This is a genomic window from Mesorhizobium mediterraneum (assembly GCF_002284565.1).
Taxonomy (GTDB): domain Bacteria; phylum Pseudomonadota; class Alphaproteobacteria; order Rhizobiales; family Rhizobiaceae; genus Mesorhizobium; species Mesorhizobium mediterraneum.
This window is the reverse complement of the sequence record NZ_NPKI01000033.1, coordinates 1-14,904: the sequence shown is the minus strand read 5'-3', so window position 1 is coordinate 14,904 and position 14,904 is coordinate 1. Positions and strand designations below refer to the sequence as shown.

Here is a 14,904-nt window from a genome sequence, read left to right as displayed (position 1 = left end):
GATCTTCTCCCGAAGACCGCCACCTCGTCCTAATGCCTTGGCACCAGCGCCAGCGCGCGGATCGGGCTGCCGGTGCCGTGCTCGATCTTGAGCGGTGCCGCGATCAGGATCGCGCCTTTCGGCGGCAGCCGGTCGAGGTTGCAGAGGCTGGCGAGGCCGTAGCGGTTGGCCTTGTGCATCAGGCTGTGCGCCGGGAATGGCGGCTCCATTCCCCCTGCTTTGCCAGCATCCGTGCCGATCGTCTCGCTGCCCCAGCCCTTGATGTCCTTGCTGATCAGAAACTGGATGGCCTCGGCCGTCGGTCCGGGCGTGTGCGGTCCGGTCTCGTCGGCGTTGAGGAATTCGGCTTCCGAGCCGTTGCGCTTGTACCAGTCGGTGCGCATCACCACCCATTCGCCGGCATTGATCGTGCCGTGCTCGGCTTCCCAGGCCTTGATGTGGTCGACGGTGAGCAGGAAATCGTGATCGGCAGCGGCTTGCTTCGAGCAGTCTATGACATTGACCGGCCCGACGAAGTTCTGCGCCGGAATGGTGTCGGTGGCGCCGTCCGGATAATCCTTGCCGGTGATCCAGTGCTGCGGCGCGTCGAAATGCGTGCCCGAATGTTCGCCGAGCTTGAGCCAGTTCCACGCCCACCATGGTCCGTTCTTGTCATAGGCGGAGATGGCGTGGATCTCGACCTTCGGCGTATCGACGGCGAGTTCCGGCGGCAGCTTGATCAGCGGCGTGTTCGGCCCAAGCGGGGCCGTCAAGTCGACCACCTGGATGGCGCCTGAAAGAAGCTGGCCGGCGACCTCGCCGAGGAGTTTTTGCGTGTCCATGGTCTCTGTTCCCTCTTCTTGGATGGCTCTGAAGGCTCGTTGCGGCCCTTAATATCCTACTAGACGAAAACATATGCATCTGCAATTATCTTTAAGCATAAAGGAAATGGGTTGGGTGGGGTGTGAGCGAGTTTGACGCCATTTTCGTCGGGGCGGGCCACAACAGTCTGGCATGCGCCGCGCATCTGGCGTTGAAAGGTTGGAAAACCGCGATTTTCGAGCGCAGCGCAACAATCGGCGGCGCCGTCCAGACCCGCGAATTCACGCTTCCCGGCTTCCGGCACGATTTCGGCGCGATGAATCTGAGCCTGTTCGCCGGCTCGGCCTTTCACAAGAAATATGCAAATGAATTGAAAAAACACGGGCTGGAATTTGCGCCGGTCGCCGACTGCTTTGCCAGCGCCTTTCCCGACGGACGCTGGTTCGGTGTCAGCCACGACCTGGAGAAGACCGCGTCGCGCCTCGCCGGATTTTCGCAAGCCGACGCCGCCACCTGGCGCCGGCTGGTTGACGCCTTCCCGGCGGAGGCCGAGCATCTGTTCCGGCTGCTAGGAGCGCCGATGAGCGGGCGGGCGCTGGCCGGCACTGCATGGAACCTGTGGCGCAGGAAGGGCTTTGCCGGCACGCTCGACACCGGTCGCCTGCTGCTGTCGTCGCCGCGCGCGTGGCTCGAGGAGAATTTCGAGACCCCGCATGTCAGAGCGACGCTCGCCGCCTGGGGCATGCATCTCGACTTCGCCCCCGACATCGCCGGCGGCGCGGTGTTCCCATATCTGGAATCGATGGCCAGCCAGTGCTTCGGCATGGTGCTCGGCAAGGGCGGCGCCGACACCATCATCCGCGCCCTGTCGGGCATGGTCACCGCTGCCGGCGGCCAGATTGTCACCGGGGCTGAGGTGGCCGAAATCACGGTTTCCGCCGGCAAGGCGACCGGCGTGCGGCTTGCCTCCGGCGAGACCCACACTGCCACCAAGGCGGTCGTCGCCGGGGTTGCACCAGGGGCGTTGCCCGGCAGACTGCTGCCTGATGGTTCCGGCGACGCCAGTTTCGACGCGGCGATGAAAAAATTCCGTCATGCGCCGGGCACGATGATGATCCATCTGGCGCTAGACGATCTGCCGGACTGGCGCGCCGGCGCCGAGCTTCGGCAGTTCGCGTATGTGCATCTGTCGCCCTCGCTCGACGCCATGTCGCGCACCTATCAGCAGGCAATGTCCGGCATGCTGCCGGACGAGCCGGTTCTGGTCGTCGGCCAGCCGACTGCGGTCGATCCGTCGCGGGCGCCGGAAGGCAAGCATGTGCTGTGGGTGCAGGTGCGCATGCTGCCCGCCGAAATGTCAGGCGATGCGGCGGGCAAAATCGCGCCGGCCCACTGGGACAACGTCAAGGAGCGCTATGCCGAGCGCGTTCTCGACATCATCGAGATCTATGCGCCCGGCCTTCGCCGGAAGATCCGCGGCCGCGCCGTTTTCTCGCCGCTCGACCTCGAACGCGAGAACCCCAACCTCGTCGGCGGCGACCAGATCTGCGGCAGCCACCATCTGGCGCAGAATTTCCTGTTTCGCCCGGCGCGCGGTTATGCCGGGTGGAACACGCCGGTCGGGAATTTGCATCTCACAGGGGCTGCGACATGGCCGGGGGCCGGCACCGGTGCAGCCTCGGGCTATATGCTCGCTCAACAGCTTGGCGGGAGGTAGAATCCAAAACACTTGCGGGTGAAGGAGAGGCAATGCGCGGTTGCCCAAGGAGCCTGAACCCACTGAACGACAACGACGACGCGCACAGAAAACCAACAGGGGAACGACCATGACAATCAACAGACGAGAATTGCTCGGATATGGCGCAGCAGCACTTGGCGCCACCGTCATCGGCCTGCCGCAGATAGCAAACGCAGCCGGTGAACTGACCATCGCCTACAATGTCAACCTGCCGTCCTGGGACCCGACCACCGGGCCTTCGGCGGTCAACCCGACGATCCAGGGCCTCTACCAGTCGGTGTTCGACCAGTTCATTCCGCAGAAGCCGGACCTGTCCTTCGCGCCGGGCCTGCTTACCGAATGGGGCTGGAACGACGACCGCACCAAGATCATGATGACGGTGCGCGACGGCGTCACCTGGCATGACGGCTCGCCGTTCACGGCCGAGGACGTGGTCTGGTCGCTGCAACGGGCGGGCAACGAGAAGACCGGCAACCCGATCCAATTCGTCTGGAAGAACGTCAACAACTTCAAGATCGACGGCAACAAGATCACCGGAGACGTCGTGCAGTTCGACCCGGTGTATTTCAAATGGATGTCGTTCCTGACCGGCTACATCATGCCGAAGGCCTATTACGAGAAGGTCGGCGCCGAAGGCTTCGAGAAGGCTCCGATCGGCACCGGCCCGTACATGGTCGACAAATTCGAGCGCAACGCCTTCCTGCGGCTGAAGGCCAATCCGAACTATTGGGGCGGCAAGCCGGCCTTTGAGAATGTGACGATCAAGTTCGTCACCGATGCGGCGAGCCGCGTTGCCGAAATCGAGTCCGGTTCCTCGCAGGTGACGCTCGAAATCCCCTATGAGGAATATGACCGCCTGATCGCCAAGGACGGGCTTGCCGGCTCGTGCAAGAATGTTTCCGACATCGGCATGATCTTCTTCAACGACATCGACGTGATGCTGGACAAGAACGTCCGCCAGGCCGCCGTCATGGCGGTCGACAAGAAGCTGCTGGTTGACCGCCTGCTGCGCGGCTACGGCCAGCCGATCGACACGCTGGAAACACCGGAATACGCCGCCTACGATGCGTCGATCAAGGTCGAGCACAATCCGGAAAAAGCCAAGGAATTGCTGGCCGCCTCCGGCTATTCGCCGGAAAAGCCGGTCAAGTTCACGATACAGACGACCAAGGGCTTCAAGCCCAAGGACTACGAGATGATCCAGGCGATCGTCGGCATGTGGCGCAAGGTCGGCATCGAGGCGACGATCGAGGTCTACGAGATCGCCAAGCACTACGAGCTGCGCGCCGCCGACAAGCTGACGCCGGCGGCCTTCTACAATTGGGGCAACGCGATCGGCGATCCGACGACGTCGACCGGCTTTGCCACCTATGGCCCGAGCCCGCATTCGGTGTGGGACAGCCAGGATCTGATCGACATGATCAACCCGCTATGGGGAGAGAAAGACGAGGCCAAGCGCATCGGCGGCTGGAAGGCTGTCGACAAGTACATCGCCGAGCAGGCCTATGTGCTGCCGCTGATCCAGTATGCGCAGCCGATCGTGCATGCCAAGGGCGTCAATGTCGTGCAGCATATATCCGGCGCGCTGCTGCCGGCGCTGATGACCCCGGCGTGAGATCGGCATAGCGTCCAAGCGCGCCATCGCCGTCGATGGCGCGCCCTTTCCGCAGGCATACGGGCGACCATGCTGCTGCAAAGATTCCTGATCCGTCTTCTGACGATGGCGATCACGCTGTTCGGCGTCGCCGTCGTGGTTTTCGTCGTCATTCGCGTCGCGCCCGGCGACCCGATCGCGATGATGCTGCCGCCCGGCGCCACCGATACCGACATCGCCCGGTTGCGTGCGCTCTATGGGCTCGACAAGACCATCGTCGAGCAGTTCTTCATCTGGCTGTCCGGCGTTGTCAGAGGCGATTTCGGCACCTCGATCTCGCTTAGGCAAGACGTGCTGGGGCTGGTCTTCAACCGGCTGCCGGCGACACTGGAGCTCGCTATCGTCGCTCTTTTGATGGCGCTGGCGATCGGCGGCACGACGGCGATCCTTGGCGCGCGGGAACGCGGCACCGCAGTCGAGGCCGGCATCGACATCGCCAGCGGTGCAGCCCTTTCCATTCCCGATTTTTTGTGGGGCCTGGTGCTGATCCTTTTGTTCGGGGTGCTGGTGCCTATCTTCGACATTTCCGGCCGGGTTTCGCCGCAGCTCGACCTTCCCTTCGTCACCCAGTTCTATCTGTTCGAAAGCATTGCGCGGCTGCGCTTCGACCTGACCAAGGACCTGCTCGGGCACATGCTGATGCCGGCCGTGGCCCTGGCGTTGCCGCTGGCCGCGATCATCTCGCAGCTATTGAAACAGTCGCTGAAGGAAGTGCTCGATCTCGACTACGTCGTGCTGGCGCGCGTCAAGGGTTTTTCCGAAACGCAGGTCATCCTGCGCGAGGCGCTGAAGAACGCCGCGCTGCCGACGCTCACCCTGGTCGGCGTGCAGTTCACTTTTCTGATCGGCGGCACGGTCATCGTCGAACGGCTGTTTTCCTATGAGGGTCTCGGTAATATGGCGATCGACGCCGTAATCAACCGCGACCTGCCACTGATCCAAGGCATCGTGCTGGTCTTCGCCCTGCTGTTCGTGCTGATCAACCTCACTGTCGACATGATGTACGCACTGCTCAATCCGAGGCTGCGCCATGGATGACGGCCGCATCTCCAGACATGGCTCGGGCGCAAGGCTGTGGCTGGCCGGCGGCTGGCTGCTGCTCGCGCTGCTGGCGGCGATCTTCGCGCCGCTGGTCGCGCCGCAGGACCCGCTGGCGCAGGACCTGATGTTCGAGCGCCTGCCGCCGTTCTGGATGAGCGGCGCGGAGCCCGGCTTCTGGCTCGGCACCGACAGCCTCGGCCGCGATCTCCTGTCGCGGCTGATCTTCGGCGCCCGCATCGCCTTCATCGTCGCCTTCGCGGCAGCCTTGGCCGCCTGTCTGGTCGGCTCGACGCTCGGGCTTGTCGCCGGCTATTTCGGCGGCTGGGCCGACCGCATCATCTCGCGCATCGTCGACGTCTGGATGGCGTTTCCGCCGGTGCTGTTCGCCATCCTGCTGGTCGCCGTGCTCGGCACCGGCCTGAGCTCGGTCATCATCGCCATCGCGGTCATCGACTGGACGCGCTTCTGCCGGGTGATCCGCGCCGAGACCATGGGCCAGGCGCGCATGGATTATGTCGAGAACGCCCGCATCGCCGGCTACGGCCGCATCGGCATCATGCTGCGCGAAGTGCTGCCCAATGTGGTGCCGTCGATCGTCGCGCTCCTGTCACTGGAAATGGGCATCGCCGTCATCGTCGAGGCGATCCTGTCCTTCGTCAATCTGTCGATCTCGACCGACGACCCGACCTGGGGCGGCATCATCGCCGAGGGCCGCCTGTCGATCCATCAGGCGTGGTGGGTGCTGGTGTTCCCGCTGGTCACGCTGATCCTGACGGTGCTGTCGTTCAGCCAGTTCGGCGAAGGCCTGAAGGCACGCTTCGATCCGGTGCTGCGATGAACGCGAGCTGCCTCAACATCGCCAATCTCAGCGCCGTGCTGCCGAATGGCGCCCGCGTGCTGCGCTCGGTCTCGCTCTCGGTCCAACCCGGCGAGGTTCGCGCGCTGGTCGGCGAGAGCGGCGCCGGCAAGACGATGATCGGCAAGGCGGTGCTCGGCGTGCTGCCGCCCAGCGTGCGCATCGTCGAAGGCGATATGCTGCTCGAGGGCGAGGACCTCGGCCGGCTTCAGCCGAAGGCAAGGCGCACATTGATCGGTGCCCGCACCGCGCTGATCCCGCAGGATCCGCTGACCGCGCTAAACCCGTCGCGCCGCATCGGTCCGCAGATGACCGACCGGCTGGTGCGCATCCTCGGCTGGAGCGGGCAGGGAGCCGACGCCCGCATCCGCCAATTGCTCGACGAGGTGCAGATCCGCGACCCGGACCGTGTCCTCAAATGCTATCCGCACGAGCTTTCCGGCGGCATGCGCCAGCGCGTGCTGATTGCCGCCGCCTTCGCCGCCGAGCCCCGGCTGATCGTCGCCGACGAGCCGACCACGGCGCTCGACGTGACCGTGCAGAAACAGATCCTGCGCCTGATCGCGCAATTGCAGCGCGAGCACGGCACGGCGATCCTGTTCGTCACCCATGATCTCGGCGTCGTCGCCAAGATCAGCCAGAAAGTCTCGGTGCTCTATGCCGGCAAGGTCGTGGAGGAGGCCGAGACGGCGGCGCTGTTCGCGGCTCCGCAGCACCCCTACACGCGAGCGCTGATGGCGGCGACACCGCGCTACACCGACCCGTTCGCCTCGCTGAAACCGGTGGACGACGCGGTATTGGCCGGGCTGGCCGCGGAGATCGCCGCTGCCGACCAGGCCTGGAGGCGCCCGCATGGCTGAGCCGCTGTTTTCCGTCCGCGGCCTGAAGGTCGCGCTGCCTGATATGACCCGTAAGCCGCTGATCGGCCGGGCGCCGATGGTGGAGATCCTGAAAGGCCTGGATTTCGACCTGCCCAGAGGATCGGTGACCGGCATCGTCGGCGAATCCGGATCGGGCAAATCGACGCTCGGCCGCGCCTTGGTGCGCCTGCTGGAGCCGAGCGCCGGCAGCATCACCTTCGACGGCCGCGACATCACGCATCTGCCGGAGGCCGAGCTCAGGCCGCTGCGCCGCAATCTGCAGATGATCTTCCAGGATCCGATGTCGTCGCTCAACCCGCGCCGCACCATTGCCAGCATCATCGCCGCCCCCCTCAGGCAAAACGGGTTTGGCGACAATCTCAAGGGGCGTGTCGCGGAGGCATTGCAGCGCGTCGGCCTGCCGCAAAGCTTCGCCAGCCGCTACCGTCACGAACTGTCGGGCGGCCAGCGCCAGCGCGTCGGCATTGCCCGGGCGCTCGCGCTGTCGCCGAAATTCGTGCTGGCCGACGAGATCGTCTCCGGCCTCGACGTGTCGACCCAGGCACAGATCCTGACGTTGCTGGAAAAGCTGGCCGCCGAAATGGGCCTGACGGTCGCCTTCATCAGCCACGATCTGTCGGTGATCCGGCGGCTGTGCCGGCAAGTGATCGTCATGCGCGAAGGCGCGATCGTCGAAGCCAGCGCGACGGACGCTTTGTTCGAGAAGCCGCAGCAGGCCTACACACGCGACCTGATATCAGCCATCCCACTGCCCGAGATCGATGAAGGCTGGCTGCTGCCCGCCGCTAAGGTGCCGGCATGAAGCATCATTCGCAGCAAATCATTCGCACGCCGAAGAGCGGGCCTCGGGCGTGCGCCCGGCAAGTCACCCACGTCCCGCGAGAAGGATGACTGACATGAGGAATGCAATCCGAAACGCTACGCTTGCCACCGCCGTCCTGGCCAGCATCGGCACCGCTTCCGCCGGCTCCATTCCCGGCATGCGGGGGCACGATCACACCGGGGTTACGGTGCCCGACATGAAGCAGGCCGTCGACTTCTTCACCGAGATCGTCGGCTGCAAGAAGGCGATGTCCTTCGGCCCGTTCGCCGACGACAAAGGCACGTTCATGCAGGATCTGCTGGGCGTCGATCCCAAGGCGGTGATCGAGGAGATCACTCTGGTCCGTTGCGGCTACGGATCGAATATCGAGCTGTTCAAATACACCGCGCCGGATCAGAGAGACCTGCAGGCCCGCAACAGCGACATTGGCGGCTTTCATATCGCCTTCTACGTCGACGACATCGCCGCCGCAAAAGCCTATCTCGATGAAAAGGGCGTCAAGACGCGGATGGGCCCGCTGCCGGTTACCGAAGGTCCGGCTGCCGGCCAGAGTATCCTCTATTTCCAGGCGCCCTGGGGCCTGCAGCTGGAAGCGATCAGCTATCCCAACGGCATGGCCTATGAAAAGGACGCGGAGACGGTGCTGTGGAGCCCGAAGACGCCGGAAAAATGACCCGGCGAGCGCGTGCTCGCGGGTCTGCCCGCAGGCACGCCATAGGCATCCGAGGCGAGTCGTTTCAATTATGAAACTTCAAGCTTGAAATAATTTGCCTCAAGCGCGATACTAGGCGCAGAAAAGCGAAGAGGAGATCGCACACATGAAGGTTGCGGTTCTCGGCGGCGGACCAGCCGGCCTCTACTTTGCCATTTCGATGAAGCTCAGGGACGCCGCGCACGAGGTGACGGTATTCGAGCGCAACCGCGCCGACGACACATTCGGCTGGGGCGTCGTGCTGTCGGCCGAAACGCTCGACAATCTGACCAGGAACGATCCGGTCAGCGCCGTCTGGATCAAAAAACATTTCGCCTATTGGGACGACATTGCCGTCATCCATGACGGCGTGCGCACGGTCTCAACCGGCCACGGCTTCTGCGGCATCGGCCGCAAGCGGCTGCTTACCCTGCTGCAGCGGCGAGCGCGCGAGCTCGGCGTGAAGCTGGTCTTCGAGACCGATATCGCCGACCCTAAGCCGTATATGGAGAGCCACGATCTGGTTGTCGCCGCCGACGGCCTGAATTCGAAGGCACGGGGCGCTTTCGTCGACGTGTTCAAGCCAGATATCGACACCCGCAAATGCAAGTTCGTCTGGCTCGGCACGCAGCAGAAGTTCGACGACGCCTTCACCTTCGTCTTCGAGAAGACGGAGCATGGCTGGGTATGGGCGCATGCCTACCAGTTCGACAGTGAAACCGCGACCTTCATCGTCGAATGCAACGAGCAGACCTGGGAGCGCTTCGGCTTTGGCGCGATGTCACAGCAAGAATCGATCGCCGTCTGCGAACGGATATTCGCCAGGCATCTCGGCGGCCACGCGCTGATGACCAATGCCAACCACATCAGAGGTTCGGCCTGGATCAATTTCCCGCGCGTGCTGTGCGAACGCTGGTCCTACAAGAATCTGGCGCTGATGGGCGACGCGGCGGCATCAGCGCATTTCTCGATCGGCTCCGGCACCAAGCTGGCGCTGGAAAGTGCTGCGGCGCTGGCCGACTACGTCGATTCCGAGCCCGACCTCGAAGCGGCGTTCCGCAAATATGAAGATGCCCGCCGCACCGAAGTGCTGAAGCTGCAGTCGGCGGCACGCAATTCGCTCGAATGGTTCGAGGAGGTCGAGCGCTATCTCGGCCTCGACCCGGTCCAGTTCAACTATTCGCTGCTGACCCGCTCGCAGCGCATCAGCCACGAGAATTTGCGGCTGCGCGATGCCGAATGGCTGGCCGGCGCCGAGGAATGGTTCCAGCGCCAGGCGGGCGCCGGCGGCAACAGTCTTCGTCGCGCGCCGATGTTCGCGCCGTTCCGGCTGCGCGACATGACGCTGCACAACCGCATCGTCGTCTCGCCGATGGCGCAGTACAAGGCCGTCGACGGCTGCCCGACCGACTGGCACTTCGCCCATTATGCCGAACGGGCGAAGGGCGGCGCCGGCCTCGTCTATATCGAGATGACCTGCGTCAGCCCGGAAGGCCGCATCACGCCTGGCTGCCCCGGGTTCTACGCACCCGATCATGAGGTCGCCTGGAAACGGCTGGTCGATTTCGTCCATACCGAGACCGAGGCCAAAATCTGCGCGCAGATCGGCCATTCCGGCGCCAAGGGCTCGACCCGGCTCGGCTGGCAAGGAACCGACGTGCCACTGACATCAGGCAACTGGCCTGTGATGGCGGCATCGGCGGTGGCGTGGTCGCCTGAGAATCAGCTGCCGAAAGCGATGGACCGCGCCGACATGGATCTGGTGCGAGACCAGTTCGTCGCCTCGGCAGAAATGGCGGCGCGCTGCGGCTTCGATATGCTCGAAATCCATGCTGCGCACGGCTATCTCCTGTCCTCCTTCATCACGCCGCTGACCAACCGGCGCACGGACGCCTATGGCGGCTCGCTCGAAAACCGCATGCGCTATCCGCTCCAAGTCTTCCATGCGGTGCGGGCCGCGTGGCCCGCCGAAAAACCTGTTTCAATGCGCATCTCGGCCAATGACTGGGTCGGCATCGAAGGCGTGACGCCGGCCGATGCAGTCGAGATCGCACGGCTGCTGCATGAGGCCGGCGTCGACATCTGCGACGTGTCGGCCGGCCAGACCTCGGCCGATGCAAGACCGGTGTATGGCCGCATGTTCCAGACGCCGTTCTCCGACCGCATCCGCAATGAGGTCGGCATGGCGACCATGGCGGTCGGCAACATCTACGAGCCGGACCACGTCAATTCGATCCTGATGGCCGGCCGCGCCGATCTCGTCGCGATGGCAAGGCCGCATCTCGCCGACCCCTACTGGACGTTGCATGCGGCCGTCACGCTCGGCGACCGCGGCGTCAAATGGCCGGATCCCTATCTGCCGGGCCGCGACCAGATCTACCGGCTGGCCGAACGCGACGCGGCCGCGGGGCTGAAAGTATGAGCGCCGCGACGATGACAACGCGGCACGCGCTGGTCACCGGCGGCGGGTCCGGCGTCGGCCGAGCCATCGCGCTGGCGCTGGCCGGCGCCGGCATCGACGTGACCATCTGCGGCCGCCGCGAGGCGGCACTTGCCGAGGTCGCCAGGCAAAGCGATCGCATCTTCGGCATCGCTGCCGATGTCACCAATGAGGCGGCAATGGCGTCGCTCTACAGTCAGGCCGAGGCGGCGCGCGGGCCGATCGATATCGTCGTCGCCAATGCCGGCATGTCCGGCAGCGCCCCGGCACAGCGGACCTCGCTCGCGGACTGGCAGCGCACGCTCGATGTCAACCTGACCGGCGCGTTCCTGACGGTGAAACCGGCGCTGGCCGGCATGGCCGCGCGGAAATCAGGCCGTGTCATATTCGTCGCGTCGACGGCCGGGCTAAAGGGCTATCCGTATGTCGCCGCTTACGTTGCCGCCAAGCATGGTGTCGTCGGCCTGATGCGGGCGCTGGCGGTCGAGACCGTCAAATCCGGCGTGACGGTCAACGCCGTCTGCCCGGGCTTCATCGAAACCGAGATGCTCGAGGAATCCATCCAGCGCATCGTCGAAAAGACCGGCCGCTCGGCCGAAGAAGCAAGGACGAGCCTTGCCTCGACAAACCCGCAAGGCCGCTTCATCCAGCCGGAAGAGGTTGCAGCCGCGGTGCTGTGGCTGTGCGGCGATGCGGCCCAATCGATCACCGGCCAGACGATCTCGATCTCGGGAGGCGAGACATGGTAGCCGGTCCCCTGCCCGCGCCGTCCGGACCCGGCAAGGACCGCCTGCGCCTGTGGGTGCGGCTGCTGCGCGCCTCACGCAGCATCGAGGCCGAGCTGCGCGAGCGCCTGCGGCAGGAGTTCAACACGACGCTGCCGCGCTTCGACGTGATGGCCGCACTCTACCGCGTGCCGGAAGGCATGCTGATGAGCGACCTGTCGCGCTTCCTGCTGGTGTCCAACGGCAATGTGACTGGCATCGTCGACCGTCTGGTTTCGGAAGGGCTGGTCGCCCGCGCCCGACGCAATGGCGACCGCCGCACCTCGATGGTGCGGCTGACGGAGGAAGGATCGAAGGCTTTCGCCGTGATCGCCGCCGCACATGAGAGCTGGATCGGCGAGCTGCTGGGCAATGTGAGCGAGGACGAGGCGCGCCGGCTAACCGGCATGCTGAATTCCTTCCGCAGCAATTGGGAGGGACGGGAATGACAAAAATGGCCGGCCGCAAGCCGAAGCATTTCCTCTGGCAGGTCGAAGGCAAGATCGCAAAGATCCGGCTCGACCGGCCGGAGCGCAAGAACCCGCTGACCTTCGAAAGCTATGCCGAGCTGCGCGATATCTTTCGCGACCTCGTCTATGCCGACGATGTCGATGCGGTGGTGTTCCTGCCCAATGGCGGCAATTTCTGCTCCGGCGGCGATGTTCACGACATCATCGGCCCGCTGGTCAAGATGGACATGAAGGAGTTGCTCGCCTTCACCCGAATGACCGGCGATTTCGTCAAGGCGATGCTGAATTGCGGCAAACCGATCATTGCGGCGGTCGACGGCGTGGCGGTGGGCGCCGGCGCCATCATCGCCATGGCGTCCGATATCCGCATCGCCACGCCGGAAGCCAAGACGGCGTTCCTGTTCACCCGCGTCGGTCTTGCCGGCTGCGACATGGGCGCCTGCGCGATCCTGCCGCGCATCATCGGCCAGGGCCGCGCCGCCGAGCTGCTCTACACCGGCCGCACGATGAGTGCTGAGGAAGGCGAGCGCTGGGGTTTCTTCAATCGGCTGGTCGATGCCGCAGCGCTTGAGGCCGAAGCACTCGACATGGCCGCGCGCATCGCCTCCGGCCCGACCTTCGCCCACGGCATTACCAAGACGCAGTTGAACCAGGAGTGGTCGATGGGTCTCGACCAGGCGATCGAAACGGAAGCGCAGGCGCAGGCGATCTGCATGCAGACCGGCGATTTCAAGCGGGCGTACGAGGCTTTTGTTGGCAAGCAGAAGCCGGTGTTCGAGGGCAATTGAGGATGTTTTCTTTAATCAAAATGGACACGTTGGCGGGACAGCGCCCCCCTCTGGCCTGCCGGCCATCTCCCCCACTTGGGGGGAGATTGGCAGCTCCACCTGCAGCGCTTCTCCTGCAATGCCGGCGATTGGCGAAAGCAGTGGTGACGTCCAATCTCCCCCCTCGTGGGGGAGATGTCCGGCAGGACAGAGGGGGGCGCCGTGGAGTGCAAGGCCCGAAGCACAGTGGAGGCAGAAATGCCTGACCGGTCCTTCCTCAATTGGCCGTTCTTCGAGAACCGACACCGCGAGCTGGCCGAGCGGCTGGATGCCTGGTGCGGAAAAAACCTGCCGGTCGCGCATGACGATGTCGACGCCGCCTGCCGCGAGCTGGTGGCGAAGCTCGGCAACGACGGCTGGCTGGAGCCGACGGCGCTCGACACGGACAATCCCGGACCGCTCGACGTTCGCGCGCTGTGCATCACACGCGAGACGCTGGCCCGGCATGACGGGCTGGCCGACTTTGCCTTCGCCATGCAAGGGCTCGGCACCGGCGCGCTCAGCCTGTTCGGCACGCCCGAGCAGCAGCGCTGGCTGGCGAAGACACGTGCTGGCAAAACAATTTCCGCCTTTGCGCTATCGGAACCGCGCTCCGGATCTGATGTCGCCAATATGGAGATGACGGCCACGCACGACGGCGACGACTATGTGCTGTCGGGTGAAAAGACCTGGATCTCCAATGGTGGCATTGCCGATCTCTACGTCGTTTTTGCCCGCACCGGCGAGGCGCCCGGCGCCAAGGGCCTTTCGGCGTTCATCGTGCCTGCAGACATCAAGGGCCTAACCATCGCCGAACGGCTGGAGGTGATCGCGCCGCATCCGCTGGCACGATTGTCCTTCGACAATGTCCGCGTTCCGGCCTCGGCATTGATCGGCAAGCCAGGCGACGGTTTCCGCATCGCCATGTCGGTGCTCGACGTGTTCCGCTCGACGGTCGGCGCGGCGGCACTCGGCTTTGCCCGGCGCGCGCTGGACGAAAGCATCAAAAGAGTGGCCGAGCGCAAACTGTTCGGCGCTGCGATGGTCGAGCTGCAAATGGTGCAGGGTCACATCGCCGACATGGCGCTGGATGTCGATGCCGCCGCCTTGCTGGTCTACCGCGCCGCCTGGACCAAGGACATGGGCGCCGCCCGTGTCACCCGCGAAGCGGCGATGGCCAAGCTGTTCGCCACCGACAAGGCGCAAGAGGTGATCGACAAGGCCGTGCAGCTGCATGGCGGCGATGGCGTCCGCAAGGGCCACATCATCGAAAGCCTGTATCGCGAGATCCGCGCGCTGCGCATCTATGAGGGCGCGTCCGACGTGCAGAAGGTGGTCATAGCCAGGCAAGTGATGGGAGCGGCCTGAGGCCGAACTGGGACGGATAATTGCGAATTAGACTGGTTCGATTTTGAACATTGCGACCGGATTTGAGTATCGGGAGGCTTGATATGCACACCATCCTGCAGCCGGAAGGCTGGGCGAAACCTGTTGGGTACGCCAATGGCGTCGCCGCGCGCGGGCAGATGATCTTCATCGGCGGCCAGGTCGGCTGGACCGGGCAAGGCCAATTCGAAACCGATGATTTTGTCGGCCAGGTGCGCCAGACGCTTGCCAACATCGTCGCCGTGCTCGCCGAGGCTGGCGCCATGCCTGAGCATATCACCTCGATGACCTGGTACTTTACCGATAAGGCCGAGTATCTGGCCAACCTCAAAGGGATCGGTGAGGCCTATCGCGAGGTCATCGGCCGGCATTTTCCGGCCATGGCCGCCATGCAAGTCATGGCGCTGGTCGAGGATCGCGCCAAGGTGGAAATCCAGGCGACAGCGGTGATCCCGGACTGACGCCGGCGTGCTTCCCTTCTCCCCTTGTGGGAGAAGGTGGATCGGCGCGCAGCGCCGAGACGGTTGAGGGGTGTTGGAAGGAATGAGGCGTT

At 64.4% G+C, this 14,904-nt stretch carries 14 protein-coding genes; 13 read left to right on the top strand and 1 reads right to left on the bottom strand.

Annotated features, from left to right (window positions below):
* Nucleotides 1–29: 29 nt before the first annotated feature.
* Nucleotides 30–821: a cyclase family protein gene (locus CIT25_RS25740; RefSeq protein WP_095487752.1), complete on the bottom strand. Its 792-nt coding sequence runs from the start codon at nt 819–821 to the stop codon at nt 30–32.
* A gap of 122 nt (nt 822–943) precedes the next feature.
* On the opposite strand from CIT25_RS25740, the gene CIT25_RS25735 reads away from it, so the two are divergent.
* The 13 genes from CIT25_RS25735 (at nt 944) to CIT25_RS25675 (ending at nt 14,812) form a co-directional block, all read left to right on the top strand.
* Complete coding sequence (locus CIT25_RS25735) at nt 944–2,518, top strand: phytoene desaturase family protein (RefSeq protein ID WP_095487750.1); 1,575 nt, start codon at nt 944–946, stop codon at nt 2,516–2,518.
* A 109-nt stretch (nt 2,519–2,627) separates the two neighbouring features.
* Entirely contained in the window at nt 2,628–4,154 is a 1,527-nt protein-coding gene (locus CIT25_RS25730) for an ABC transporter substrate-binding protein (RefSeq protein ID WP_095487748.1), read from the top strand.
* A gap of 69 nt (nt 4,155–4,223) precedes the next feature.
* Nucleotides 4,224–5,231 carry an ABC transporter permease gene (locus tag CIT25_RS25725; RefSeq protein ID WP_095487746.1) on the top strand — a complete coding sequence of 336 codons (1,008 nt, stop codon included), beginning with the start codon at nt 4,224–4,226 and terminating at the stop codon, nt 5,229–5,231.
* Nucleotides 5,224–6,072, top strand: a complete 849-nt coding sequence (locus tag CIT25_RS25720) for an ABC transporter permease (protein WP_095487744.1) — start codon at nt 5,224–5,226, stop codon at nt 6,070–6,072. Before CIT25_RS25725 ends, CIT25_RS25720 begins: the two co-directional genes overlap by 8 nt.
* Nucleotides 6,069–6,950 carry an ABC transporter ATP-binding protein gene (locus tag CIT25_RS25715; RefSeq protein ID WP_095487742.1) on the top strand — a complete coding sequence of 294 codons (882 nt, stop codon included), beginning with the start codon at nt 6,069–6,071 and terminating at the stop codon, nt 6,948–6,950. The genes CIT25_RS25720 and CIT25_RS25715 overlap by 4 nt, the downstream gene beginning before the upstream one ends.
* Nucleotides 6,943–7,773: an ATP-binding cassette domain-containing protein gene (locus CIT25_RS25710; RefSeq protein WP_095487740.1), complete on the top strand. Its 831-nt coding sequence runs from the start codon at nt 6,943–6,945 to the stop codon at nt 7,771–7,773. Before CIT25_RS25715 ends, CIT25_RS25710 begins: the two co-directional genes overlap by 8 nt.
* 94 nt (nt 7,774–7,867) lie before the next feature.
* Complete coding sequence (locus CIT25_RS25705; RefSeq protein ID WP_095487738.1) at nt 7,868–8,467, top strand: VOC family protein; 600 nt, start codon at nt 7,868–7,870, stop codon at nt 8,465–8,467.
* 145 nt (nt 8,468–8,612) lie between these two features.
* Complete coding sequence (locus CIT25_RS25700; RefSeq protein ID WP_095487736.1) at nt 8,613–10,907, top strand: bifunctional salicylyl-CoA 5-hydroxylase/oxidoreductase; 2,295 nt, start codon at nt 8,613–8,615, stop codon at nt 10,905–10,907.
* The gene (locus tag CIT25_RS25695) at nt 10,904–11,674 is read left to right on the top strand and encodes an SDR family NAD(P)-dependent oxidoreductase (protein WP_095487735.1); all 771 of its coding nucleotides are present in this window, start codon (nt 10,904–10,906) and stop codon (nt 11,672–11,674) included. The genes CIT25_RS25700 and CIT25_RS25695 overlap by 4 nt, the downstream gene beginning before the upstream one ends.
* Nucleotides 11,668–12,138, top strand: coding sequence for a MarR family winged helix-turn-helix transcriptional regulator (locus CIT25_RS25690; RefSeq protein ID WP_095487734.1), 471 nt, complete (start codon nt 11,668–11,670; stop codon nt 12,136–12,138). The genes CIT25_RS25695 and CIT25_RS25690 overlap by 7 nt, the downstream gene beginning before the upstream one ends.
* Nucleotides 12,135–12,947 (top strand): enoyl-CoA hydratase family protein, encoded by an 813-nt coding sequence (locus tag CIT25_RS25685; protein WP_095487732.1) that lies wholly within the window; start codon nt 12,135–12,137, stop codon nt 12,945–12,947. Before CIT25_RS25690 ends, CIT25_RS25685 begins: the two co-directional genes overlap by 4 nt.
* Before the next feature lie 237 nt (nt 12,948–13,184).
* Nucleotides 13,185–14,333: an acyl-CoA dehydrogenase family protein gene (locus tag CIT25_RS25680; RefSeq protein WP_095487730.1), complete on the top strand. Its 1,149-nt coding sequence runs from the start codon at nt 13,185–13,187 to the stop codon at nt 14,331–14,333.
* Nucleotides 14,334–14,416: 83 nt separating this feature from the next.
* A complete protein-coding gene (locus CIT25_RS25675; protein WP_095487728.1) occupies nt 14,417–14,812 on the top strand; it encodes a RidA family protein in 396 nt (131 codons plus the stop codon).
* Nucleotides 14,813–14,904 lie beyond the last annotated feature (92 nt).